The organism is Frankia sp. CpI1-P, assembly GCF_001421075.1.
Taxonomy (GTDB): Bacteria; Actinomycetota; Actinomycetes; order Frankiales; family Frankiaceae; genus Frankia; species Frankia torreyi.
Genome location: NZ_LJJX01000022.1, coordinates 40,627 through 64,084, shown reverse-complemented (window position 1 = coordinate 64,084; position 23,458 = coordinate 40,627). Strand labels below are relative to the sequence as shown.

12 protein-coding genes and 20 pseudogenes are annotated in these 23,458 nt (G+C 73.8%); 9 read left to right on the top strand and 23 right to left on the bottom strand.

The genetic code is table 11. The features are described from left to right. Nucleotides 1-331 precede the first annotated feature (331 nt). The 6 genes and pseudogenes from FF86_RS49980 to FF86_RS49955 all read right to left on the bottom strand — a co-directional run. Nucleotides 332-942 (bottom strand): annotated as a pseudogene (locus FF86_RS49980) (alpha-(1->3)-arabinofuranosyltransferase family protein); the annotation flags it as partial. Nucleotide 943: 1 nt separating this feature from the next. Next, nucleotides 944-1,883: pseudogene (locus FF86_RS49975) on the bottom strand (alpha-(1->3)-arabinofuranosyltransferase family protein); the annotation flags it as partial. Between the two features lies 1 nt (nt 1,884). After that, nucleotides 1,885-2,443, bottom strand: a pseudogene (locus FF86_RS49970) (alpha-(1->3)-arabinofuranosyltransferase family protein); the annotation flags it as partial. Nucleotide 2,444: 1 nt separating this feature from the next. Further along, nucleotides 2,445-2,506: pseudogene (locus FF86_RS49965) on the bottom strand (hypothetical protein); the annotation flags it as partial. 1 nt (nt 2,507) lies between these two features. Then, nucleotides 2,508-2,593, bottom strand: a pseudogene (locus FF86_RS49960) (alpha-(1->3)-arabinofuranosyltransferase family protein); the annotation flags it as partial. A gap of 1 nt (nt 2,594) precedes the next feature. Further along, nucleotides 2,595-2,681: alpha-(1->3)-arabinofuranosyltransferase family protein (locus tag FF86_RS49955; RefSeq protein WP_242418875.1), on the bottom strand; the 87-nt coding region annotated here is incomplete at its 3' end. A 1-nt stretch (nt 2,682) separates the two neighbouring features. On the opposite strand from FF86_RS49955, the gene FF86_RS35990 reads away from it, so the two are divergent. Then, a partial coding sequence (locus FF86_RS35990; protein WP_206778958.1) for a hypothetical protein occupies nt 2,683-2,913 on the top strand: 231 nt, incomplete at its 5' end. 985 nt (nt 2,914-3,898) lie between these two features. On the opposite strand, the gene FF86_RS49950 is transcribed toward FF86_RS35990, so the two are convergent. From FF86_RS49950 to FF86_RS16100, 5 genes and pseudogenes are all read right to left on the bottom strand, one after another. Beyond that, on the bottom strand, nt 3,899-4,375 hold a 477-nt coding region (locus FF86_RS49950), incomplete at its 3' end, for a glycosyltransferase family 2 protein (RefSeq protein WP_396229909.1). A gap of 1,376 nt (nt 4,376-5,751) precedes the next feature. After that, nucleotides 5,752-5,822: pseudogene (locus tag FF86_RS49945) on the bottom strand (ribose-5-phosphate isomerase); the annotation flags it as partial. A 1-nt stretch (nt 5,823) separates the two neighbouring features. Next, the coding region (locus FF86_RS16110; RefSeq protein ID WP_242418860.1) for a ribose-5-phosphate isomerase at nt 5,824-6,240 on the bottom strand (417 nt) is incomplete at its 3' end. Nucleotides 6,241-6,259: 19 nt separating this feature from the next. Continuing rightward, nucleotides 6,260-6,910 carry a DsbA family protein gene (locus tag FF86_RS16105; RefSeq protein ID WP_044882886.1) on the bottom strand — a complete coding sequence of 217 codons (651 nt, stop codon included), beginning with the start codon at nt 6,908-6,910 and terminating at the stop codon, nt 6,260-6,262. Between the two features lie 46 nt (nt 6,911-6,956). Next, on the bottom strand, nt 6,957-8,114 hold the full coding sequence (locus tag FF86_RS16100; protein ID WP_370657225.1) for an AI-2E family transporter: 1,158 nt from the start codon (nt 8,112-8,114) through the stop codon (nt 6,957-6,959). Nucleotides 8,115-9,198: 1,084 nt separating this feature from the next. On the opposite strand from FF86_RS16100, the pseudogene FF86_RS49940 reads away from it, so the two are divergent. The 4 genes and pseudogenes from FF86_RS49940 to FF86_RS49925 all read left to right on the top strand — a co-directional run. Then, a pseudogene (locus tag FF86_RS49940) lies at nt 9,199-9,593 on the top strand (aminopeptidase N); the annotation flags it as partial. A gap of 1 nt (nt 9,594) precedes the next feature. Then, nucleotides 9,595-10,338 (top strand): annotated as a pseudogene (locus FF86_RS49935) (M1 family aminopeptidase); the annotation flags it as partial. A 1-nt stretch (nt 10,339) separates the two neighbouring features. Beyond that, a pseudogene (locus tag FF86_RS49930) lies at nt 10,340-11,490 on the top strand (ERAP1-like C-terminal domain-containing protein); the annotation flags it as partial. A gap of 1 nt (nt 11,491) precedes the next feature. Next, nucleotides 11,492-11,748 (top strand): ERAP1-like C-terminal domain-containing protein (locus tag FF86_RS49925; RefSeq protein WP_242418859.1); only part of this gene is annotated, 257 nt, incomplete at its 5' end. Nucleotides 11,749-12,074: 326 nt separating this feature from the next. On the opposite strand, the pseudogene FF86_RS16090 reads toward FF86_RS49925, so the two are convergent. The 11 genes and pseudogenes from FF86_RS16090 to FF86_RS49875 form a co-directional block, all read right to left on the bottom strand. Continuing rightward, nucleotides 12,075-12,449: pseudogene (locus FF86_RS16090) on the bottom strand (DUF5130 family protein); the annotation flags it as partial. Nucleotide 12,450: 1 nt separating this feature from the next. Continuing rightward, a pseudogene (locus tag FF86_RS49920) lies at nt 12,451-12,521 on the bottom strand (DUF5130 domain-containing protein); the annotation flags it as partial. A gap of 437 nt (nt 12,522-12,958) precedes the next feature. After that, nucleotides 12,959-15,430, bottom strand: coding sequence for a 4-alpha-glucanotransferase (gene malQ, locus FF86_RS16080; protein ID WP_082121573.1), 2,472 nt, complete (start codon nt 15,428-15,430; stop codon nt 12,959-12,961). Beyond that, nucleotides 15,427-15,786 (bottom strand): annotated as a pseudogene (locus FF86_RS49910) (sensor histidine kinase); the annotation flags it as partial. The gene malQ and the pseudogene FF86_RS49910, both read right to left, overlap by 4 nt. Nucleotide 15,787: 1 nt before the next feature. Then, nucleotides 15,788-16,129 (bottom strand): annotated as a pseudogene (locus tag FF86_RS49905) (sensor histidine kinase); the annotation flags it as partial. Between the two features lies 1 nt (nt 16,130). After that, nucleotides 16,131-16,394 (bottom strand): annotated as a pseudogene (locus FF86_RS49900) (histidine kinase dimerization/phospho-acceptor domain-containing protein); the annotation flags it as partial. Between the two features lie 142 nt (nt 16,395-16,536). Next, a pseudogene (locus FF86_RS49895) lies at nt 16,537-17,175 on the bottom strand (sensor histidine kinase); the annotation flags it as partial. 59 nt (nt 17,176-17,234) lie between these two features. Next, on the bottom strand, nt 17,235-17,966 hold the full coding sequence (locus FF86_RS16070) for a response regulator transcription factor (RefSeq protein WP_044882882.1): 732 nt from the start codon (nt 17,964-17,966) through the stop codon (nt 17,235-17,237). 179 nt (nt 17,967-18,145) lie between these two features. Beyond that, nucleotides 18,146-18,523 (bottom strand): annotated as a pseudogene (locus FF86_RS49890) (mechanosensitive ion channel family protein); the annotation flags it as partial. Nucleotides 18,524-18,644: 121 nt separating this feature from the next. Then, nucleotides 18,645-18,810, bottom strand: a pseudogene (locus FF86_RS49880) (mechanosensitive ion channel domain-containing protein); the annotation flags it as partial. A gap of 1 nt (nt 18,811) precedes the next feature. After that, nucleotides 18,812-19,435 (bottom strand): annotated as a pseudogene (locus FF86_RS49875) (mechanosensitive ion channel family protein); the annotation flags it as partial. A gap of 402 nt (nt 19,436-19,837) precedes the next feature. Here FF86_RS49875 and FF86_RS32070 point away from each other — a divergent pair. The 4 genes and pseudogenes from FF86_RS32070 to FF86_RS49865 all read left to right on the top strand — a co-directional run. Beyond that, on the top strand, nt 19,838-20,353 hold the full coding sequence (locus FF86_RS32070) for an HNH endonuclease (protein ID WP_009739884.1): 516 nt from the start codon (nt 19,838-19,840) through the stop codon (nt 20,351-20,353). Nucleotides 20,354-20,406: 53 nt separating this feature from the next. Further along, nucleotides 20,407-20,575 (top strand): annotated as a pseudogene (locus FF86_RS49870) (NAD(P)H-binding protein); the annotation flags it as partial. Nucleotide 20,576: 1 nt separating this feature from the next. After that, a pseudogene (locus FF86_RS16060) lies at nt 20,577-21,884 on the top strand (DUF2867 domain-containing protein); the annotation flags it as partial. Nucleotide 21,885: 1 nt separating this feature from the next. Further along, nucleotides 21,886-22,053, top strand: a 168-nt coding sequence (locus FF86_RS49865; protein ID WP_242418873.1) for a DUF2867 domain-containing protein, incomplete at its 5' end; no start/stop codon positions are given. 79 nt (nt 22,054-22,132) lie between these two features. Here FF86_RS49865 and FF86_RS49860 read toward each other — a convergent pair. Continuing rightward, the gene (locus FF86_RS49860) at nt 22,133-23,422 is read right to left on the bottom strand and encodes an ATP-binding SpoIIE family protein phosphatase (RefSeq protein ID WP_313954343.1); all 1,290 of its coding nucleotides are present in this window, start codon (nt 23,420-23,422) and stop codon (nt 22,133-22,135) included. Nucleotides 23,423-23,458 lie beyond the last annotated feature (36 nt).

Here is a 23,458-nt window from a genome sequence, read left to right as displayed (position 1 = left end):
AGCTGCGCGTAGTGCTGGAACGCGACGCCCGGGATGGTGATCTCCCGGATGCCGGCACCGAGGGTGTCGTCGTTCTCCCGGTCGACCCGTTCGAACGTGAGCCGGTACCAGCGGCTCTCCCCCGGTGGGACGGCGAGGCGCTGGATGTCCTCCACCGGGGACACCTCGGTCACGACCGCACCGGTCTCGCTGGTCACCCGCATCGCCCGCACGGCCGGTCGCCAGGAGCCCTCCGACAGCAGGCTGATGTCGATGTAGGGCACGGTCATCCGGCGGCCGACGTCGAGCTGGATCCACTGGCCGGNGGAGGTGGTGCCCTTCTTGCGCATGNCCGTCCAGGCCGTCGCGGCGAACCCGTCGACGGCGGCCGGGGGCGCGAGGTCCGGCGCGGCGAGCAGGTCGTAGCCGTAGGAGGAGGCGGTGACCGACATGCCGCCGACGAAGCCGGCGACGGTCTGGTGACCGGCCACGTCGTCCTCGGCCCACTGGTTGGGCTCCCCGGTCCTGCCCACCGCGTTGCCGGTCGGCCCGAGCAGGTAGGAGTTGGCGTCGTGGACGATGCCGAAGGTGCTGTCCCGGCGGGTGAAGGTGTCCGTGTCGACCCAGGCGGTCGACGGGCCGATCACCTCCCGCGGCGCGGCCTTGATCGCGTTCGGGCTCGTCGACGCCGCCGTCGCCGAGGCCGACGGGTCGGCGAGGTCGCTGGCGAGCACGACGGGCCGGTCCGCGCCGAGCAGGCCCTGCGCGGCGAGCTGCACCGTCGCCTCGGGCCCGCCGGAGACGACGACAGCCCTGTCGGCGGCGTAGGACTGGACCAGCTTCGCGCCTGTCGGCACCGTCCAGATCTCCAGCGCCGGCACCTTCTGCTTCGGGTTGCGCAGCTCCGCGACGAGCCGTTCCTTCGCCGAGGCGCGCGCGGGCACCTGCGGGCCGAAGGACGCGNCCAGCGTCAGCCCGGAGGATCGCAGCGCCCGGTGCAGCTCGTCGGTGGACGGGGGAATGTCCCAGTCCTTCTGCTCCAGGTCGTTGCGCAGCAGAATCTGGCCGATGCCGGCCCGGGCCAGCGCGTCACCGAGCCCCGGCGCGGAGCCCGTGGCCAGCTCGCGTTCGATGCCGTCCATCAGCCGGGTCACCCCGGTTCCGCCGAGCGGGATGAGGCTACGCACCCCCCAGGGCGTCTTCGCCAGCCACTGCAACGGCTCGTCGAGTGGACGGCCCCAGTCGTACTCGGCGAACGGTGAACCGGGCAGGACCAGCGCCCGGCCGCCCTGCGGGTTCCCGCCGAGCCAGTCGGCGGCCTGCACCCAATAGTCGGGCACCTGCGTGAACGGGCGGGGCTGCAACGCGCGGCCGGACAGCGCGGGAGTCATGCCGCAGACGAGCGCGACCGCCGTCACGGCGGCGGCCGCCGTCGTCACGCCGACCCGAGGGCGCGCCCAGCCCCGTCGGCCTGCGGCGCGGCGGAGCCGCGAGGGCGCGCGGCGGACCCGGACGGGCAGGGCGACCACCGCATGCCCGACGCCCAGCGCGATCGGCAGCCGCACCACCGGCTGGAACTTGTAGACGTTGCGCAGGAAGCCGAGCTGGTTGCGGAGCAGATCGCGCGCCACGCCCGACAACGGGCTGCCCGGATCGCCCGGGTAGGCCGCAGCGATGGAGACGGTCCCGACGGCGAGCGTCACCAGCAGGAACCGGCGGGCGGGCAGGTCCGGCCGGGACAGCCCCCACAGCCCGATCGCGGCGACGGCCGCGGAGCCGACGATCGGCACCGGCCGGGAGACGTACTCGGTCGCCGCCGGCAGCCAGGGGCGCGGAAGTTGGAGGTAGGCCATCCAGTCCGTCGCGCCGCGCAGCGCCTCGGCGACCGACGTGGTGGCCGTCGTNGTCTGGACGGTCTCGGTGTACGGGAGGAAGTTCAGCCCGTAGCGACCCTGCACCATCAGCGCGAGCAGCCACCAGGTCGAGGCGAGGATGACCGCCACCACCCACCAGGCCCGCAGCGCCCACGCCCGGCGGGTCCCGCCCGCGAACACAAGCACCACCGCCGGGCACAGCAGCACGCAGAGCGTGACAGTGGCGTTGATGCCGCCGGTCCCCAGGACGGCGAGGCCCGACAGCGCGGCAGCGCGGCGCGGGGACAGCCGCCGCGCCGGATCGGCGGCCGGGTCGTGCGCCTCGCGCCAACCAAAGTCGTCCGGCGGGCCGGGGGACGCCGCCGTGCCGGTGTCCGCGCCGAGGGCACCGTCGGGGCGCAACGCGAGGATGAGCGGCAGGGTGATCCAGGGCAGCATCGCCGCGCCGGCGAGCGCGACGGAGGTCGCCCCGACCTTGCCGAGGAACATCGGCGACAGGGTGTAGGCGAGCCCCGCCAGTACCCGGGTGACAGGCACGCCGAGGCGCAGCGCGTCGGCGAGGCGCACGACGCCCCACGAGGAGACGGTCANCAGCAACGCCATCCACAGCCGCTGCGTCGCCCAGGGCGGCAGGCCGACCAGCTTGGCCAGGCNGAAGAAGGGCCCCATCGGGAACAGGTAGCCGACGTACTGGTTCGGCACGTAACCGAACTCGGCGAGGGAGTTCCACAGATGGGTGGNGCGACCCATGAAGCCCCACGGGTCGAGCGGGACGTCGAGCTTGGTGTCCGCGGTCAGCCGGCCGGGCGCCTGGAGCAGGTAGAGCACNGCGAACCCCACCGCCATCCCGAGCAACGGCCACCGCGAGGTCCGGCGGGTACGCAGTGAGGAGGCGGGGGCGGAGGTGAATGCGGCGGATGACCGGGCCACACGCGGGCCGGTCGCCGTCGCGACGGGACCGCGGGCGGGGGAGAAGATCGCTGGCTCCAGGGTCGAGAACAGGTACGCCAGACCTTACCTAGAGTGCCGGAACCGGGATGTCTCACCCCTCCCCGGCTGATAGCACCCCATGCGTCCCCTCCCGCCCGTCCCACCGCCGGAGGAGGCCACACCGGTCCGGTCACGAGCCGCCGACCGACGTGGCGGCCGGGCGGCCGGGCGGCCGGGCGGCCGGGCGGCCCATGGTCCGCGGGCCGGGAGGGCGAGCGCTACGACGAGCGGGCTGCGCCGTCCCGCTCGGGTGCGGGGCGCGCCGGCACCTCGGCGCCGCCCACCGCCGTCGCCAGCACCGCGGCGAGCGCGGCCGTGGCCGTCGGCGTCGGTTCCCCACCCGGCGACGGGATGGTCACGACGGCTTCGTCGGCGGTCCCCCCGGGCTGCGCGCGGGCGACCCCCGGGCTCGCGAGCCGGCTCACACCCGGGTTCGGGAGGCTGATCGTGGCACCCGGAAGGATCAACCCCGCACCCCCGGCGTCCGAGGTGCGGCCCGCGCTGGTGGCCGCCGCGGCCGGCCCGCGCACGACCGGGTCCGCCAGGGAGCGCCCGGCGCCCGAGGCGCCCGGAACCGGGTCCATCCGGCGGGCCGCGGCGGGCTGGACCGCCTCGGGCCGTGGGCGGCGCGGCGGCGACAGCGGAGTCCGCGGGACTGCGCCGACAACCGACCGGACAGGCCCTCCGGCGCGGTCGGGGCTGCCCGCCGGACCCCCTCGCGTCGGCGAAGCGGACGAGTCGGACGGGAGCGCCGTATCGGGTGAAACAGCCAGGTCAGGCGGGGCAGCGGCGTCAGACGGGGCAAGCGGGTCAGACGGGGCAAGCGGGTCAGACGAGACGGCGGACACCGCCTGGACGGACGGCACCGGGCTGGCGGGCACCACGAGGCCGGGCGCGGCGCGGCCCAGGTAGCGACGGGCCCGCACCACGTCGACGATCATCGCCGGCGTGTGCCGGGTCACCCGGAACGTGCCGCCGGGGATCTCCGCCCAGTGGATCGGGACCTCGGCGATGCGGTATCCGATCGAGCGGGCGATCGAGAGCACCTCGACGTNGAAGCCGAATCCCGATGAGCGGGCGAGGCTGAACAGCAGCTTCGCCTCCTGGCCCCGGAACGCCTTGAATCCGCACTGGGTGTCCGCGACGTCCAGGCTGGCCAGCGATCGGGTGATCTGGTTGAACGCCCAGCTACCGACCCGGCGACTGCTGCTACGCACCGCACCGCCACCGATGCGGCGCGAGCCGAGCGCCACCTCGGCATGTTCCAGCGCGGCCAGCAACAACGGCAGATCGTTGACGTCCGAGGCGCCGTCGGCGTCCATGAAGACGATCGAGGCACCGTGCGCGACCGACACACCGGCACGCACCGCCGCGCCCTTGCCCGAGTTCCACGGCAACCGCAGCACACGGCCGCCCGGCAACCCGGCGAGATGCTCCTCCGCGACGGCGGCGGTGCCGTCGGTACTCCCATCATCAACCAAGATCACTTCGGCGTCGGGAATCTTGCGCATCATCGACACCAGCGGGGGCAGCGAACCGGGCAGGCNCATCGCCTCGTTGTAGGCCGGGATGATGACGCTCACGGGCACGCTGTCCAAGACTCAACTCCTAGGCTGCGACGGCGNGACCGGTGACAGACNCCAACGAGGGCGCAGCGGTTGGTGACGGCTGGACGAGATCAGCATGNAGTTTCAGGCGATTCACCAGGAGTGTCAATGTAAGTGCACCAAAGTCCGCCATCCCGACCTTCGTCCCCTTACTCCGCGGCAGGCACTTATTGGCCATACATTGGCTTATCGGACGTTCTCCCGGCGGGCCCAGCATACGGACACCGAGGAACAGATCGGACAGCGGGTGGACGGCGACCGGCCGGGCGGACGGGAATGATCAACCACGGAAAGCGACGGGCTCCCGACGGTCAGATATCCGCCCGGTCTCGCGAACAACAAGGAAAGACCACCAGGAGCACTATGCGGGCATTCCTCCGGCCCCGATTCGCCACGGCGACGGGGCTTGTGGAATCCGCCGCTCCCACGTCCACCCCCCGCAGCAGCGGGGCGCCCCGTTTGCCGGCAGACCGGCGCGGCCAGCGTCGACGCCGGCCGCGGACGGCCGTTCCACCGACGCCACTCGGCCCGATCGCGCCGGCTGCACCCGACTGCGGCGCGGTCTCCTGCGCGGGCATCCGGACACCCACGAGGTAAGCCGGGACTCCCGCAAAGGGACGCAATACGGCGGGTGCAATCGCGCTGCGTCATCAATTCGGGTCACCAGATCGGACCCCGATCCGGCACATGTGACCGGTGTATCAACCCGCCACGGGCTACGATCGCGACGCCGACGGCGGACGACGCTTGTCGACTCCGCCGCGCCCGGCTGGCGGCGCCGCAGGAACGGCAGCCGAAGGAGGGCACATGCCGCGATCCGAACGCGCCGCCCGCCCGCGGATGCGACCACCCCAGGCCGGCGATCCCGATGCTCAGCTACGCGGCCTGGTCGGCGCCGGACGCTCGCGGCTGCCTCCGGCGACGGCGATGCGGGCGCGCGACGCCGCCCGGCCCAGCGCGGACGACCTCGCCGAGGCGGAACGGGTGATGGTGCTGCGTCGCGGCCAGCGCATCACCCCGGCCGCCGACCCCGATCTCCCTACGACGCGGTACGGCCGGGCGACGGACCTGGGTTCGGCCCCGGAACACCGACAGGCTCCGGAACACCGACAGGCTCCGGAACACCGACAGGCGACGGAACAGGGACAGGCGACGACAGACGGACGGACGACGGCGGACGGACGGGGCGAAGGCGGCCGGCCGCGGCCACCGCGGCGACCCGATGGGCGGTCCGCCGGACCTCGCCGACCCGCGCCCGCGCCCCGCCTGTCAGCCCCCGCCCCGCCGGACCGNCCGGCCGGTCAGGACGCCGGGGACGCCGTGCCGGACGCCGAGGGGACCTCGCCGGTCCGCTCGTAGGCGGAGAGCATCCNCAGCCGGCGCACGTGCCGCTGCTCGCCGCTGAACGGCGTCGTGAGGAAGACCTCCGCGAACGCCAGCGCCTCGGAGACGGTGTGCATGCGGGCACCGAGGCTGAGCACGTTGGCATCGTTGTGCTGACGGGCCAGCGTGGCGGTCTGCTCGCTCCAGGCCAACGCCGCGCGCACCCCCACGACCTTGTTCGCCGCGATCGCCTCGCCGTTGCCGGAACCGCCGATGACGATGCCGAGGCTGTCCGGCTCGGCCGCGGTGGCCCGCGCCGCCGCCAGGACGAACGGCGGGTAGTCGTCGTCGGGGTCGTACTCGACGGGACCATGGTCGACGGGCGCATGGCCCAGCTCCACCAGGCGCTCGGCGAGCGCCGCCTTCAGGTGGAAGCCTGCATGGTCAGAACCTAGATGGACGCGCATGATGCGTCATCATGCCTGATCACGTGAAGATCGGTTCCACATCCCGGGAGCGCTTGAGCTCGAAGAAGCCGGGTGTGCCGGCGACCAGCAGCACTCCGTCCCACAGCCGGCCGGCGTCTTCGCCCTTGGGTGCCGGGGTGATGACCGGCCCGAAGAACGCGTTCTCGCCGACCGCGATCACCGGGGTGCCGACGTCCATGCCCACGCGGCCGATGCCGTCTGCGTGGCTGGCCCGCAGCTTCGCGTCCCACTCGGTCGAGGTCGCCGCGGCCGCGAGCGCGGGATCGGCGCCCGCCTCTGTCAGGGCGGCGGTGAGGGTCGCCTCGTCGAACTCGGCCTTTTCCAGGTGCCGGCGGCGACCGAGTGCGGTGTACAGCGCGGCGAGGACGCCCTCACCGTGCCGCTCGGCGGCGGCGATGCAGATCCGCACCGGGCCCCAGGCCTTCGCCATCATGGCCGCGTACTGCTCGGGCAGGTCGCGCCCCTCGTTGAGCACGGCGAGGCTCATCACGTGCCAGCGGACCCGGACCGGGCGGACCTTCTCCACCTCCAGCAGCCAGCGCGACGTCAGCCACGCCCACGGGCACAGCGGGTCGAACCAGAGGTCGGCGACGACCGTGCCGGGGTCGTCCTCGGCCACCGCCGGGGTGGACAGGGTCTCGGTGCTCATGCACGGCCTCCTCGAACGACAGCTCCGTTTGCCCAGCTAGAACCGATCAGGGTGGTGGACGCTTCCCGGTCGCCGCGAGATATCCGGCCACCCGGTTCACCACGGCGACGAACGGCACGGCGGCGATCGCCCCGGGGATGCCGGCGAGCACACCGCCGGCGGACAGCGCGATCACGATCGCGAGCGGGTGCAGCCGCACGGCCCGACGCATGACCAGCGGCTGCAGCAGGTGCCCCTCGATCTGCTGCACGGCCAGCACGACCGCCAGAATGATCAGCGCGTCGGTCACCCCGCCCGAAACGAGCGTGACCAGGACCGCCGCCACGCCGGCCACCGTCGCCCCGATGATCGGCACGAATCCGCCGAAGAAGGTCAGCAACGCCAGTGGCGCGACGAGCGGCACGCCGACACCGACCAGCCCCATCGCGATGCCGAAGGCGTCGACGGCGGCGACGAAGACGGTCCCCCGGATGTAGCCGGTGATCGTGAGCCAGGCCTCCCGGCCGGCGCCGCGCACCCGCTCCTCCGCACCCTCGGGGAAGCGGGTGACTATCCAGTCCCAGATCCGGTCGCCGTCGTAGAGGAAGAAGAACGTCGAGAACAGCGCGACGAGCAGACCGGTGATCACTTCGGCCGCGACCGACGCGCCGGAGATCACCCCGGAGACCAGCCGCCCCCGGTTGTTCGCCAGGTTGCGGCGGATGTCGTCGACGAGATTGTCGATCTGGCTCTGCGACAGGTGGAACGGCCCGTTGGTCAGGTAGCCGCGGATCTGCTCGACACCCGCGCTCACCTGGTCGCTGACCGTCGGGATCTCGTTGGCGGCGTTGAACCCGACGGCGACGGCGGCCCCCGCGAGCACGGCGAAGAAGACGAACAGCGCGGCGAACGCCGCACCGAGGCGCGGCAGGCCCAGCCGCTGGAACCGGTGGGCCAGCGGGTGGATGAGCGCGGAGATGAGCAGCCCGGCGATGATCGGGATGACCACGACCCGGACCCGGCCGATCGCCATCAGCAGGATGTAGATCGCCGCGCCGATGATGATCAGGCGCCAGGACCAGCCGGCCGACACCCGCAACGAGACCGGGATGTGCTCCTCGGCGCGGGCCGCGGGCGACTGCCCCGGGTCGGAGGCGTCGCGGGCGGGCGGCGGTACGGTCTCGCCCGGCTCATCCAGCCCGGCCGCCCGCGCGGCCCGCAGCATCCGCAGCCGGCGCGGGACGATCCCCTGCCGCGGGCCCCTGCCCACCCCGGCCACGGTGGCCCCGGACCCGGGGTCGCCCGCAGCTTCGATCGCCGGGTGCGTCGTGGTGCTCGCCGGGTGCGTCCCGGGGCTCGCCGGGTGCGTCCCAGGGCTCGCCGGGTGCGTCCCAGGGCCCGCCGGGTGCGTCGTGGGATGGGCGGGATGCGCCGAGGAACGGCCCGGCTCATCGTCCGGGTGCGCCGCCGCCCCGCCGCCGGTACCAGGACCGCCGTCCTTGCCGACGCCTGCGCTCCCACCCGGGTCCGGTGGCGCACCGCCGGCGCCCAGGTCCGGCCGGCCGGCCGGCGCTCCCCCGGCACCCGTCCCGGACCCGCCCGAACGCCGGCGCACGGGCACGCGGCCCAACCCGGCCACCCGCCTCACCCGCGCCCCCTCCGGCTCCGACACCCAGACGTCCCAGACACCCACGGCGTCCCGGACACCCACGGCGTCCCGACTGCCGACACGTCGGACGCCGGCACATCCCGACGCCCCCACACCCCACCGCGGCCAACATCGACCACGGCCAACGCGGCCTGACGGCCACGACGCCGCGCCGGACTGTCCGGACGTCGCCGCCCGCGCCGCCCGCGCGTGCGGGACATGTCGCCATCGTGCCGCACCGGCCCCGCGGACGGAGGACCTACCCCGCGCGAATCGCCACAATCCGGAGCTTGCCTCGGTGAACCGCCGCCCGGTCTGGCCCGGGCGGACCACCTCCACCGACGGCGTCCGGACCCGCCCGTCACGTGGGAGACCCCGCCCGTCACGTGGGAGACTGGGCCGACGGCAACGACCGTGCCGCGGCCACCCGGGCCGACCGGCGCCGACGAGTCCGACCGGCGCCGATGAGTCCGTGCGGCGGTGGGTTCCGCGCGGCGGCGCATCGCGGGGGTGCGGGCCCCGGGCTGCGGGCGGCCGCGTCGGGCCGGCCCAGGCCAGCGCGGTCGCGTGCCCGACAACACGCCGAACGCACCCGTTCCCGGGTACGTTTCGCGGGAATGCAGTGCCAGCCGAGAAGTCCGTGCCTGCCGAGAGGAACCGGGTGCCCAACAACCTCACCCGCGACGAGGCGCGCGAGCGCGCCCGCCTGCTCAACGTGGCGTCCTACGACGTCGAACTCGACCTGACGACCGGCCCCGGGACCTTCCGCACGTCGACCGCGGTCACGTTCACCGCCCGCGAGCCGGGGGCGTCGACGTTCATCGAGCTCGCCGCCGCCAAGGTCGACGAGGTCGTGCTCAACGGCAGGTCGCTGGACCCCGCCGCCGTGTTCGACGGCGAGCGCATCCGGCTCGACGACCTCGCCGAGTCCAACCGGCTCACCGTGGTGGGCGACGGCGTGTACTCGCGCACCGGCGAGGGGCTGCACCGCTTCGTCGACCCGGTCGACGAGGCCGTCTACCTGTACACCCAGTTCGAGACGTACGACGCGCACCGNATGTACGCCTGCTTCGACCAGCCCGATCTGAAGGCGACGTTCACGCTGACGGTGACGGTGCCGGCGGAGTGGTCGGCCATCTCCAACGGTGCGGTCGCGGCGGTCGCCGAGGCCGCGATCGGCGTGCGCATCATCCGGTTCCTCCCGACGCCGGTGATCTCGACCTACATCACCGCGCTCGTCGCCGGTCCCTACCACGAGGTCCGTGACCAGCACGACGGGATCGACCTGGGGCTGTACTGCCGGCGTTCGCTGGCCGAGTTCCTCGACCCGGCGGAGATCTTCGAGATCACCAAGGCGGGGTTCGACTTCTACCATCGCGTGTTCGACTACCGGTACCCGTTCGGCAAGTACGACCAGCTCTTCGTGCCGGAGTTCAACGCCGGCGCCATGGAGAACGCCGGCTGCGTGACCTTCCTGGAGGAGTACGTCTTCCGGGCCAAGGTCACCGAGGCCCGCCGCGAGCGCCGCGCCGAGACGATCCTGCACGAGATGGCGCACATGTGGTTCGGCGACCTGGTCACCATGCGCTGGTGGGACGACCTGTGGCTCAACGAGTCGTTCGCCACCTACATGTCGGTGCTGGCGCAGGTGAGCTCCACCCGGTTCACCAACGGCTGGACGACCTTCGCCAACGCGGAGAAGGGCTGGGCCTACCGTCAGGACCAGCTCTCCTCCACCCACCCGATCGTCGCCGACGCCCCCGACATGGACGCGGTGCGCACGAACTTCGACGGCATCACGNACGCCAAGGGCGCGTCGGTACTCAAGCAGCTTGTCGCCTGGGTCGGGCAGGAGGAGTTCCTGTCCGGGCTGCGGACCTACTTCCGCCGCTACGAGTACGCGAACACCTCCCTGCGCGACCTGCTCGACGAGCTGGAGAACGCCAGCGGCCGGGATCTGACGACCTGGTCCGCCGAGTGGCTGGAGACCACGGGCGTCAACACTCTGCGCCCGCGCTTCTTCACCGACTCCTCCGGCCTGTTCACCTCGTTCGACGTGGTGCAGGAGCCGCCGAGCGCCCCGCCGACCGCGTCGAAGGCGCTGCGCCCGCACCGGCTCGCGATCGGCCTGTACGACCGCGACACCACCGGCGCGCTGGTCCGCCGCGAGCGGGTCGAGCTGGACGTGACCGGCGAGCTCACCGAGGTGCCGAAGCTCGTCGGCGCCCGCCAGCCGGACCTCGTCCTGCTCAACGACGACGACCTCACCTACGCCAAGGTCCGCCTGGACGAACGGTCGCTGGCCACCCTGGTCGAGTCGATCGGCGCGATCTCCCAGTCGCTGCCGCGGACGCTGTGCTGGGCGGCGGCGTGGGACATGACCCGCGACGCGGAGCTCGCCGCGCGGGAGTACGTCCGGCTCGTGCTGTCCGGGGTGACCGCCGAGGACGACATCGGCGTGGTGCAGTCGCTGCTGGCCAAGGCCGACCTCACCATCGACGCCTACGGCGAGCCGGCGAACCGCACCCCGGCGCTGCGGGCGCTGACCGAGCGCGCCGAGGAGCTGGCCCGGTCCGCGCCGCCCGGCAGCGACGTGCAGCTCGTCTACACGACCACGTTCGCCCGGGCCGAGGACGCCGACCAGGTGGCCCGGGTGCGGGCGCTGTTCGAGGGCACCGACGTCATCGAGGGTCTCGTCCTGGACACCGAGCTGCGCTGGACGCTGCTGACCCAGCTCGTGGCGCGGGGCGTCTACGGCGACGCCGAGATCAACGCCGAGCTCGCCCGCGACCGCACCGCCACCGGCGAGAAGCGCGCGGCCACCGCGCGGGCCGCCCGCCCGAGCGCCGAGGCGAAGTCCGCCGCGTGGTCCGCGGTGATGGACTCCGACGAGCTGTCCAACCACCTGGCCGTCGCGACGATGAGCGGCTTCTGGATCTCCGACCAGATCGAGNTGACCCGGCCCTACGTCGCCCGCTACTTCGACGAGATCGGCGGGATCTGGGAGACCCGCAGCTTCGACACGGCCTCGACCATCACCCAGATGCTCTTCCCGTCCTCCGTCATCGAGCCGGAGACGGTGGCCAGGGTCGACGCGTACCTCGCCGACCGCAACCCGACGCCGCCGCTGCGCCGCGCCCTGCTCGAGGGCCGCGACGGGCTCGTCCGGGCGCTGGCCGCCCGCACCAAGGACGCCGCCGCAGCCGCGTAGGCTCCGGGCTCGGCGCTACGACCGGCACGTCCGAATCGAGGGCGTGCCGGTCGGTCGTCAAGATGAGTCGTCACGGTGAATCGCCGGCACGGCCGCCACGAGCCGCCTCGCCAACCTGTCAACCCCGCTCCGACCGGCGTGGGCCAGTGACAGGAGGTTGATGACGGTTTTCGCCGCTGCGGATGGCACCCACCTCCTGCAGTTCCCCGTGCCCNCCGGATCGCAGAAGACGGCGTCATCCGGCAATGCGGGAATCCGCGTACGCGAGTTGCGGACCGGCGGTTGCCGGCCGACTCTCGAGACTCGCCCGCCGAAGGTGCGCCGCGTCAGTGGGTCGCGTGGCTGCCTGCGGAGCTGGGGCTGGCCGGAGCACCACTGCCGAGGGCGGCGGTGCCGGGGGCGGCCGGGCCGGCCGCCTCGCCGAGCTGGCGGATGCCGGTCGTAAGTCCGCCGACCAGATCGCCCAGGGAGAAGCTGGAGGTCATCGTGAGCGCGGCGAGCCCGGACGCGGAGTCACTGATCCGTTTGCGGGCGGCCGGCGTGGTGGCTACCCGCACGAAGCACTGCCCCGGCGAGACGAGGATGAGCACGGCGGGATCCCGGGCCGGGTCCTCGACGAGGGTCGACAGGATCCGCTCCGCGGCGAGCCGCACGTCGCCGCGCACCGACCCGAGCCGGACGCCGAAGCGGACGCCGCTGTGNTTCTGGGCGAGTTCCAACGCCCGGTTCAGCCGCTCAAGCTGCTCCGAGGTGAACGCCTCACCAGTTGCCACTGGCACCACCCGCGCCGGGGACGGCCTTCTGCGCCCGCTCGCCCTCGATCTCCTCCGGCTTGGTGCCGATCCAGACCTCGTCGTGCTCCCANGGCTGACCCGGCCGGTAGCGCGCCGGCCCGCTCTTGCGGCTGGACCAGGCGGCGAGCAGGATCGCGATCAGGAACCCACCGACGATCGTGCCACCGTAGATCCCCCAGGTCTGCAGGGCCGAGAGCGGATCGGGGTTGTACTTGGTCCCGATCTCCCCTGCGGAGGCGGCCGCCGCGAACACCGGCAGCGTGAAGAGCGTGAGGCCGCCGACGGTCAGCGCCCGGCGCAGGAAGGTGCCGCGCCGCGACGCCGGGCGCCCGCCCGGCCCTCGCGACGAATGGATCATACCGGCGAGAGGCAGCCAGCGGGACCAGCGCGGTTGACGAGGAGTCACGCAGCGAAGGTTACCGGGAAGTGGGTCTAGGGTCCTCTTTCAGGGGTGCCAACGGTCCCCGCGAGGGGGTGAGAAAGACCCCACCGGCAACGGATGCACCACGCACCTCGTCGACGCCACGCACCTCGTCGAGCAGCGCGCCGAGGCGCGCCACCGCGGGGTCGGTGCGCAGGCGTTCCACCGTGACCTCCCCGCCGTCGGCGTCGCGCACCGGCAGGCGCCAGTTGGGATAGGCGTCGACCGTGCCCGGCAGGTTCGGCTGATGCAGGTCGCCGAGGGCGTCACCGGGGGCGGCCAGCACGATGCGGCACGGTGAGCGCACCAGCAGCCGGTGCAGGGCGAAGGCGAGCTCGGTGCGGGCCGCCGGCGTGAACTGCACGCCGCCGCCCTCGGTGGCGCCCACCGGCCCGGCCAGCAGTCCCTCGGCTCGCAGCAGGTCGAGCAGCGCGTCCCGCTCGGCGCGCCAGCCGGCGGTCTCCGCCTGCTCGGACCGCCCGAGAAGGCCCAGCCCGGCCCGCAGCCGCACGTGCTCGCCTTCGAGATAACCCGCCGCGGTGGGCAGGTCATGCGTGGTGACGCTGGCCATCGTCGCCGCCCGGTACCGCGCCGGCGGCAGCGGACGGCCGGAGTCGTCCTGCTCGAACCACAGCACCGTGGACCCGAGCACCCCCGTACGCGCCAGCGTCGTCGCCACGGACGGCTCGACGGTGCCCAGGTCCTCGCCCACGACGACGGCACCGGTCCGCGCGGCCTCCAGGGCGACGAGCCCGAGCATCGCCTCGGCGTCGTAGCGGACGTAGGTCCCATTCGCCGCCCCGGCACCCTGCGGGATCCACCACAGCCGGAACAGGCCGAGGATGTGGTCGACCCGCAGCCCCCCGCCGCGGCGCAGCACTGCGGCCACCATCTGCCGGAACGGCGCGTACCCGATGTCGGCCAGCGCCTGCGGTCGCCACGGCGGCAGTCCCCAGTCCTGGCCCTGCTGGTTGAACGTGTCGGGTGGGGCCCCCACCGTGGCGTCGACGGCGAGGACGTCCTGCAAGGCCCACGCGTCCGCCCCGCCCGGATCGACCCCGACCGCGAGATCGTGCACGATCCCCGCGGCCATCCCGGCGCCTCGGGCGGCGGCCTGTGCCGCGGTGAGCTGGTCGTCGCAGCGCCGCTGCAGCCAGGTGTGAAAGGCGATCCGGTCGGCCAGCTCGACGCGGGCGGCCGCGACGGCGGGTGTGCCGGGATGCGCGAGCTGCGCGGGCCACGCCCGCCAGTCCGGCCCGTGCCGCTCGGCCAGCGCGCACCAGGTCGCGAAGTCGACCAGCCCCGGGGTGGCCGTGTCCTCGTCACCGCCAGGCCCGCCGGCACCGCCAGGCCCGCCGGCACCGCCAGGCCCGCCGGCACCGCCATCCGGGTCGCCGACCTCGGGGCCGCTGGCGCCGCGTGCGGCCCGGAACAGCAGCTCCAGCGCGGCGGACTTCGCCCGCCACACAGCGTCGCGGTCGAGCAGGCCGTCCGGCCGGCCGTCCCGGCGGGCCTCGCGGGCGAGCTCGTCGACGGCGGCCCGGGTCCGCTCGTCGGCCCGCGCGTACTCGGGCGTCGCCTCGGGCCGCAGGTAGAGCGGCGCGGCAAAGCGGCGGCTGACGGGCGAGTAGGGCGACGCGGCGACCGGGAGCGTCGGGGCGGCGGCATGCAGGGGATTGACGAGCAGCACATCCGCACCCGCCCGGCCGGACCAGTCCGCGAGATCGGCGAGGTCGGCGTAGTCGCCCATGCCCCACGAGGACGCCGACCGCAGCGCATAAAGCTGGATCATCCAGCCCCAGGCCCGCGCCGGTTCGGCGAGCGCCGGGGGCCCGGGCACCGCGTCCGGTACGGCGACGAGCGCGCAGCGAAAGCGCTGTGCCCCCACCGCGACGTGCAGCACGTGGTCGCCCAGCGGCAGCCCGGTGGGCAGGGCGAGCGGCCGGGCCTCCCACGGCTCGCCGTCGAGGGTCCGGCGTTCGGCGGGCTCGCCCGGCGGGTCGAGGAGGATCCGCCGGCCGGTGTCGAGTTCCAGTTCGGCCTGCACCACGGCACCCGCCGGCAGGTGCACGATGATCGGGCGCGGCGCGGCGGCCGAAACCACGGCGCAGGCCGGCAGCCGACGCCGCCAGGGCGCCTCCCGGGCCGCGGTGAGGGCCGCCGCGGGGTCGCTCGGGTCGATCCCCAGCAGGCGCAGGACCGCCCGCACGGTCTGCGGCGCGACCCGCACCAGCGCCCCTTCGGCGTCGCGGTACGCGGTCGCGACTCCGGACGCCTCGGCAAGCTCGGCGAGCTCCCGGGCGGGCGGCGCCGTCCAATCCCCGGCCGGGTCCGCAGGCTCCGCGACAGCCGCAGCGACGCCGATGACCGCGGCACCAGGCGCCACGGCACCAGGCACCGCCGTGCCAGGCACCGCGCTGACGGAATGCTGGGACGGCTCGGACCGGGCGGGATCGTCTGGGCTCACGGACCAGGATTCTCCGCCGCGAGACCCGGCCGGGACACACCGTCCGCCGGCGTGGGGGCCGGAGAGCCTGTGGTAGGAGAGGCGCCGGCCGGCGGCGGGCGCCACACCAGGTCGGCGTCCGTGCCCGGGGCGCCGCCCGCCAGGGTCAGCGCATCCCGGGGGTCCGAGGGGTCGGGGGTCGCCAGCGGCAGCCGCATCCGCAGCAGGGCCCCGCCGCTCGGCGAGCCCTCCGCGGTCACGGTGCCGCCGTGGGTCTTCACGGCGTCGGCGACGATCGCGAGGCCGAGCCCGGATCCCGGCAGCCCACGCGCCGAGGTGGCCCGGTAGAACCGATCGAAGACCTGGGCCCGCTCCTGNGGAGCGATGCCCGGCCCGTCGTCGGCGACGGTGACCTCGCCGTCGCGGGTGCGCACCCGCACGACCGACGCCGGCGGGGAGAACTTCACCGCGTTGTCGAGCAGATTGGTGACGGCTCGTTCGAGCATGTTCGCCCGGCCGTCGACCGGGGAGCCCGCGGCGTCGACCTCGATCCGGATGCCCTTGCCGGTGGCTCGTCGACGCACGCGTTCCGCGGCGGCGGCAACAATCTCGGCCAGGTCGAGCCGCTCCACGTCCTCGGTGGGCAGCTCGTCCCGGGCGAGCTCGACGAGCTCGCTGACCAGCCCGGACAGCTCGCGCATCTGGGCGTCCACGTCGCGCNGCAGGGCCTCGCGGTCGGCCGCGGGCAGTGCGCGGTGCGGGTTCGCCTCGGCGCGCAGCAACAGCTCGATGTTGGTCCGCAGGCTGGTCAGGGGGGTGCGCAGCTCGTGGCTGGCGTCGTCGACGAGCTGGCGCTGACGGGCTCTGGAGGCTTCCAGCGCGCGCAGCATGCTGTTGAGGCTCTCCGCGAGCCGAGTGATCTCGTCGGCCCCGGTGACGGGGATCAGCGCCGAGAGGTCCTGGGTGCGGGCCACCTCCTCGGCGGNCGCGGCGGCGGCGTCGACGGGTTTCAGTGCCGCCCGGGCCACGATCCGGCCAGCGAGCGCCGAGCCGACGACCCCGGCGACCCCGACGACGAGCAGCACCAGCCCGAGGTCGCGCAGAGTCCGGTCGACGTCGGTGGTCGNCCGGGCGAGCTGGAGCGCCCCGCCGGACGCCGGACGCTGCAGCGGGACCGTGACCAGTCGGTAGGACTGGCCGTCGACGGTGATCGTGCGCAGGTTCTGGGTCCGTTCCCGGCGGGCGACCTCGGCGTCGGCGGCGTCGACCGGGATCCGCACGCTGTTCCAGGACGACACGGCGTTCTGCAGCGGGTTGCCGGTGGCATCCAGGAACTGACCCTCCAGGCCGAAGCTGAAGGCCTGCAGGCCGAGTCCCAGGCCCAGCGAGTTGGTCTGGATGGTGTCCGCGGACGCCTCCGCCTGCTCGATGAGCTGGTCGTCGATGGCCTGGTTGAGAACGATGCTGGTGGCGCCGAGGGAGACCCCGGCGACCACCGCAACGGCGGCGGCCACCGCCATGCCGACGAGCAGCGCGAGCCGCGCCCGCAGAGTGAGCCGGCCCAGCGGCGAGGAGAACCTGAGCCGGGACCGCTGCCTCGACCCGACCCGCCGGGCGAAACCGTCGCGCCGGACGGCGCCCCTCGGCGGGCCGGACTCGCCGCCGGCGGGGGCGCCGGCACCACCACCGGCACCACCACCGGCAGCGCCGGCGGCACCGGCGGCACCGGCGGCACCGGCACCGGCGGGCACCGGATAGGCCGGCATCGGCCGCCCCCAGGACGGCGGCGCCGCACCGCTTGCCGGCGGTCCTGCGCCGGCTCGCGTCACCCGCGGTCCCCCGCCGGCTCACGCAGCACGTAGCCGACGCCGCGCACGGTGTGCAGCAGCCGGGGTTCGCCGCCCGCTTCGAGCTTGCGTCGCAGGTAGCTCACGAAGACCTCCAGCGAGTTGGAGGTGGGGCCGAAGTCGTAGCCCCAGACCCTTTCCATGATCATTGAGCGGGACAGCACCTGCCGCGGATGGCTGAGGAACAGCTCCAGCAGTTCGAACTCGGTCTTCGTCAGGGTCAGTTCGCGCTCGCCCCGGGTCACCTGGCGGCTGGCCTGATCCAGGCTCACGCCGCCGTAGCGCAGCACCGAGTCGGCGACCGCGCCCGACCCGCCGGCGCCGCCCGCCCCGGCGGCCCGGGCTGCGAGCGCCGCCCGGCGGGTCAGCGCCCGCAGCCGGGCGAACAGCTCCTCCAGGGCGAACGGTTTGACCAGGTAATCGTCGGCGCCGACGTCGAGGCCGCTGACTCGATCGGCCAGACCGTCACGCGCGGTCAGCATGAGCACCGGCACGTCGTCGCCACGGGCCCGCAACTGGCGGCAGGTCTCCAGCCCGTCGATGCGGGGCATCATCACGTCGAGGACCACGATGTCCGGTTGGTTGCGGCACACCGCGTCGAGAGCTTCCACGCCGTCGATCGCGGTCGTCACCTCGTAGCCCTCGAACCGGAGCGAGCGCTCCAGGGACTCCCGGACAGCCGCGTCGTCGTCCACCACCAGTACCCGCACGGCTCCAGTCTGCCTGTGCGCAGTGGACAGGTGGATGGTCGCCGGGCCGTCTCAGGAACACCTACCGCGATCTTCAGGCCAGCTTCAGCCAGGCCGCCGGCCCCGGATCCCCGGCTGCGACGGGGTTCCGCCTGGTGGCGCGGCGGGCCGGCGGCGCACGGCGAGCACCCCGGACGGGCTCACCCGGAGCGCGACGGGCTCGGCGGGTCCAGCCGCGGCCGCGGCAGGTCCTCGGTGATCGAGCCGCCCGGCAGTCCCGTCCCCGAGCCGTCGTCCTCGGCCTCGTCGTCGTTGCGCTCCTCCTCGTCGTCGTCGACCACGGTCACCTCGCTGCGCTGGACGGTGCCGAGGGCGATGCCGGCGTCGCTGAGTGCCGTGCGCACCCGCTCCCGCAGCTCGCGGGCCACCTCCCACTGCTTCAGCGGCTGGGTCTTGACCGCGAGACGCAGGGAGTAGCCGTCGGCGGTCATGGTCTCCATACCCCACACCTCCGGCTCGGCGAGGATGAGGCTGCTCCACCGGGGGTCCGCCCACAGCTCGTCGGCGGTGCGGCCGAGNACCCGCTTGGCCTCGCCGACCTCGGTGTCGTAGTCGAGCGGGACGTCGAGCACGGTCCTTGCCCATTGCTGGCTCTTGTTGCCGATCCGGGTGATCTCGCCATTACGGACGTACCAGACNGTCCCCTCGACATCGCGCAGCCTCGTCATCCGCAGGCTCACCGCCTCGACGGTGCCCGAGACGGCGCCGACATCGATGACGTCACCCACGCCGTACTGGTCTTCGAGCAGCATGAACATCCCGGACAGGAAGTCGCGGACGAGGTTCTGCGCCCCGAAACCGACGGNGATTCCCAGTACGCCCGCACTGGCGACGATGGGCGCGAGATTGATGCCCAGCTCGCCCAGGATGCTCAGGAATGCCAACCCGAAGACGAAGATGGAGGTCACGCTGCGCAGCAGCGAACCGACCGTCGCCGCCCGCTGCCGGCGCCTTTCCATCAGCACCGTCGGATCCCCGAACGCGCCCAGCAGCGTCCCGGCGCGGGAACCGCGGAAGAGCCCACCGCCGCCGGAACCAGCTCGTTCCGTGGTTCGCCGGATGAACCTGTGCAGCAGCGCCCGCACCACGAGGGCGATCAGCAGGATGAGGATGATCCTGATCGGGGTGCCCAGGAACACCTCCGCGCCGGAGGCAAGATAGTTACTGTGCGTAGCGTTATAGACGGTGCGACAGAGCAGCCCGGGGCTGGTCCCGCAGGCGTCGCGCAGCGCGTTCGCGACCCCCTCGAGCGAGACCAGCGGATCGGTGGTCACCGATGGACTCGGCGAGGGTGGCGGGGTGGCCGCCGCGGCGGCGGACAGCGGGCCCGGCGACGCGGTGGGCGACGGCGAGGCGGACAGCAGCATCCCCAGGCCGGGGATGAGCGGTTGGGCCAGCAGGGACGGGGCGGGCGTCACGACGTCGGTCATCCTTCCTGTCGATTCCGTCGGTCATGGCGGTCGCGACACCCCCGAGGCGGCCGTTTCGCGGCGTGGCGCGCCCACGACCCCGGGGGGGCGACGATCAGAGATCAGTCTCGCCCATGGGGACGGCCCATCGGTGCCCGCCCCCGGACGTGGCCGGCGGGCGACCACGCGCCGCCATGATGACCCCGCTCACATTGGATCGACGGAGAGTGACTAAAAGTTCACCGATTGATGGGCGGAGAGTGACAAAGGCCACCAGATATGTGCAGCGCCACGGCACGAAAGCCGATGACCATGCAAACAGGCTCGCGTTCTGCCGCCGAAGACGGTTGACTGTCCATTGTCACCGGAGACGCTTGGGCAGAACGGCCCGCAAAGGGCCCTCGGTGGGCAGGAGGTCGGCGCGTGGCAGAGGCGCTGGTTCTCAATGCCACGTACGAGCCTCTGTGCGTGGTGTCGCAAAGGCGCGCGCTCGTCCTGGTCCTGACCGACAAGGCTGTGATGGTCGAATCGGCGGGCCAGGTTCTTCGGTCCTCGACGACGTCTGTCGACGTCCCGATCGTGGTCCGGTTAGCGCGTTTCGTCCGGGTGCCATACCGCTCGCAGGTCCCACTGACCCGCAAGGGGGTGCTGGCGCGCGATCATCACCGGTGCGTGTACTGCAATGCGCCAGCAACATCGCTGGACCACGTCATTCCGCGCTCCCGTGGGGGCGCTCACGTATGGGAGAACGTCGTGGCGGCCTGCGGTCGCTGCAACCATGTCAAAGCCGACCGCGCCGTGGCTGATCTTGGCTGGCGGCTCCGCACGGCTCCCCGAGCGCCGAGCGGAGCCGCTTGGCGCATTCTGGGGTCCCGGCGGATGGATCCGCGCTGGTCGGCCTACCTGAGCACGGACGTGACCGAGGCCGCCTCGGCCTGAGGCACCCGACCCGGTCCCGGGTACGCGTTGTCGGCGCTGGGCAGGTAGCCGGTGTGCGCATCCTCGTGACCGGGGCGACCGGCTACATCGGCGGCCGGCTGGCCCCCCGCCTGCTCGACCAGGGGCACGACGTGCGGGCGATGACCCGCGACCCGGCGCGGTTGCGCGGCGTCCCCTGGGCGGCCCGGGCGCAGGTGGTCCAGGCCGACGCCCGCGACCCGGNCTCCCTGCCGGCGGCGATGGCCGGTGTCGCCGTCGCCTACTACCTCATCCACTCCATCGACTCGGGCGGCGACTTCTCCGCGGTGGACCGCCAGGCGGCGAGCGCCTTCGCCGCCGCCGCCCGCATGGCCGGGGTACGGCGCATCGTCTACCTCGGCGGGCTGAGCCCGGCGGGCGGCGAGGAGGGCCTGTCCGCGCACCTGAGCTCCCGCCAGGAGGTCGCGAGGATCCTGCTGGACTCCGGGATCCCCACCATCGTGCTACGGGCGGCGGTCATCATCGGCAGCGGCAGCGCGTCGTTCGAGATGCTGCGCTACCTCACCGAACGGCTGCCGGTGATGCTGACCCCCCGCTGGGTGCGCACCCGCATCCAGCCGATCGCGGTCCGGGACGTGCTGTACTACCTGATCGGCGCGCTCAGGGTGCCTCCGGAGGTCAACCAGTCCTTCGACGTGGGTGGCCCGGACATCCTGACCTATGCGGAGATGATGCAACGTTTCGCGGCGGTGGAGGGGCTGCGCAGACGGATCATCATTCCGGTACCGGTGCTGTCCCCCGGGCTGTCCTCGCTGTGGGTCGGCGTGGTGACCCCGGTACCCAAGGCCATCGCGAAGCCCCTGGTCCGGTCGCTGCGTACCGAGGTCGTCGTCCGCGACGAGCACGCGGTCCGCCGGTGGATCCCGGACCCGCCGGACGGGCTGATGCCCTTCGACACCGCGGCCGCCTACGCTCTCGCCCGCGTCCGCGAACGCGGCGTCGAGACCCGCTGGTCGACGGCGGTCTGGCCGACCCGCTCACCCGCCCGAACCAGGCGGCGGGCCGGCTCGCCGAAGCCGGCAGGGACCGCAGTGACGGCAGGGACCGCAGTGACGGCAGGGACCCTGCCGCCGTCGGTCCTGGGGACCGCGGCGGGACGCGGCGGCGTGGCCTGCGCTCCCCGGCCGCCCGGCGAGCCGACCTTCACGGACCCGCACTGGACGGGCGGGGCGCTCTACGTCGACGAGCGCAGCATGCCGGTGGCCGCCCCACCGAATCGGCTCTGGCGGGTCATCGAGGGCATCGGCGGCGAGAACGGCTGGTACTCGTGGCCGCTGGCCTGGTCGGCTCGCGGCTGGCTGGACATCGTGCTGGGCGGCGTCGGCCTGCGCCGCGGCCGGCGGGACCCGCAGCGGGTGCACGTCGGGGAGGCGCTGGACTTCTGGCGCGTCGAGGAGATCGAGCCCGGCCGGCTGCTGCGGTTGCGCGCGGAGATGAAGATGCCCGGCGACGGCTGGCTGGAGCTGCGTGCCGCCGTCGGCGACGACGGCGGNACGGTCTACCGGCAGCGGGCGATCTTCCTGCCCCGCGGGCTGCCCGGCCAGCTCTACTGGTGGGCGATCAGTCCCTTCCATGCGGCCGTGTTCGGCGGCATGCTGCGCAACATCGTGCGCACCGCCGAGGCGACGCAGGTGTCCCCCGCAGCGTCTGCCCGCCGCTGAGAGCCCGGACAGNAGCGAGAGCCCGGACAGCAGCGAGGGCCCGGGGGCAGGCGGGCCCGGGGGCAGGCGGGCCCGGGGGTCAGGTCCAGCCCCGGCCCTGGGCCGGCGGGTCGGGGGGAAACGGTCCGTGCCCCGGGGGATCCATCAGCGGCGGCGGTTCGGATCCGGCTGGCAGCCGGCCCCCGACGCCACGTCCCGGCACGTCGGGGATCTCGATGTCGAACCAGACCCGCTTGCCGCCCGGGGTCGTCTCGACTCCCCAGGCCAGCGACAGCGCCTCCACCAGCAGCAGGCCCCAGCCCGACTCGGGGTCGGGCTTGTTCGCCGCCGCCGCGCCCGGACGCGGCAGGTGGCCGCCCTCGCGGTCCTCGACGCTGATCCGCAGCCGGCCCGGCTCCAGCGACGCCCGCAGCACCAGGTCGCTGCGCGCGTGCAGGACCGCGTTCGTCACCACCTCGCTGACCAGCAGGGTCGCGTCCTCGACCGAGGTGATGCCGTAGTCGAGCATGACGTCGCGCATCGCCATCCGGGCCTGCCCGGCCGAGGCGGCCACCGCGGGCAGCGCCAGTTCGAGCAGCGGCGGGTTCACCGCCTGGGTGGTCAGCACCACCATGGCTGTGTCGTCGTCGGTGCGGGCCGGCAGGTCGGCGGCGATCAGGCACCGTTCGAGCAGCGACCGGGCCGTCTCCTCGGCCGGGCCCTCGCCGGTACCGGCAACCGTGTCCGGGCCGAACCAGCTCCGCGCGGCGAAGCTGTCACCGCGGGCCCGGCGGCGCCGATCGGCCCCCCCGGCGCGACGTTCGCCCCCGGCGCGGCGGTCCGGGCCGGTGCGCCGGTCCCGGCCGCTGCGCCGGTCGGCCATGCCCCGCGGCGGGCCGAGGGAGGGCCCGGGCGCCCGCCGGTCGACCCACGCGCCGGTCGACGCCTCGCCGGGCCTGTCAGAGCCGCCGGCCGGGTCGCCCTCCGCCGCACCCCCCCGCGCAGCGTCGCCGGGGTTGCCGTTTGCCGCGGCCTGGCCGGCCCGCGCGGCGGCCACCCGGGCACGCTGCTCGGTCAATCCGCGCCGCAGGTTCTCCAGGCCGTCGACCAGCGGCCGGCGCCGCGACTCCACCAGGCCGTCGGTGAACATCACCAACGCCGAGCCCGGCGGCAGCGTCACCGTCGTCTCGCTGAAGCCGCCGCCCTCGCCGACGCCGAGCGGCAGGCCGGGGTCGAGCACGAGGTAGTCCGGGTCCTCGTCGGGCAGGATCACCAGCGGGGCGGGGTGCCCGGCGTTGGCGATGGTCGCCCGGCCGGTATGCCGGTCGTAGACCGCATAGATGCAGGTGGCGAGCTGCAGGCCGGGCAGCAGGCCGACGACCCGATCCAGNCGGGTGAGGACCTCCGCGGGGCACCAGTCCTCCAG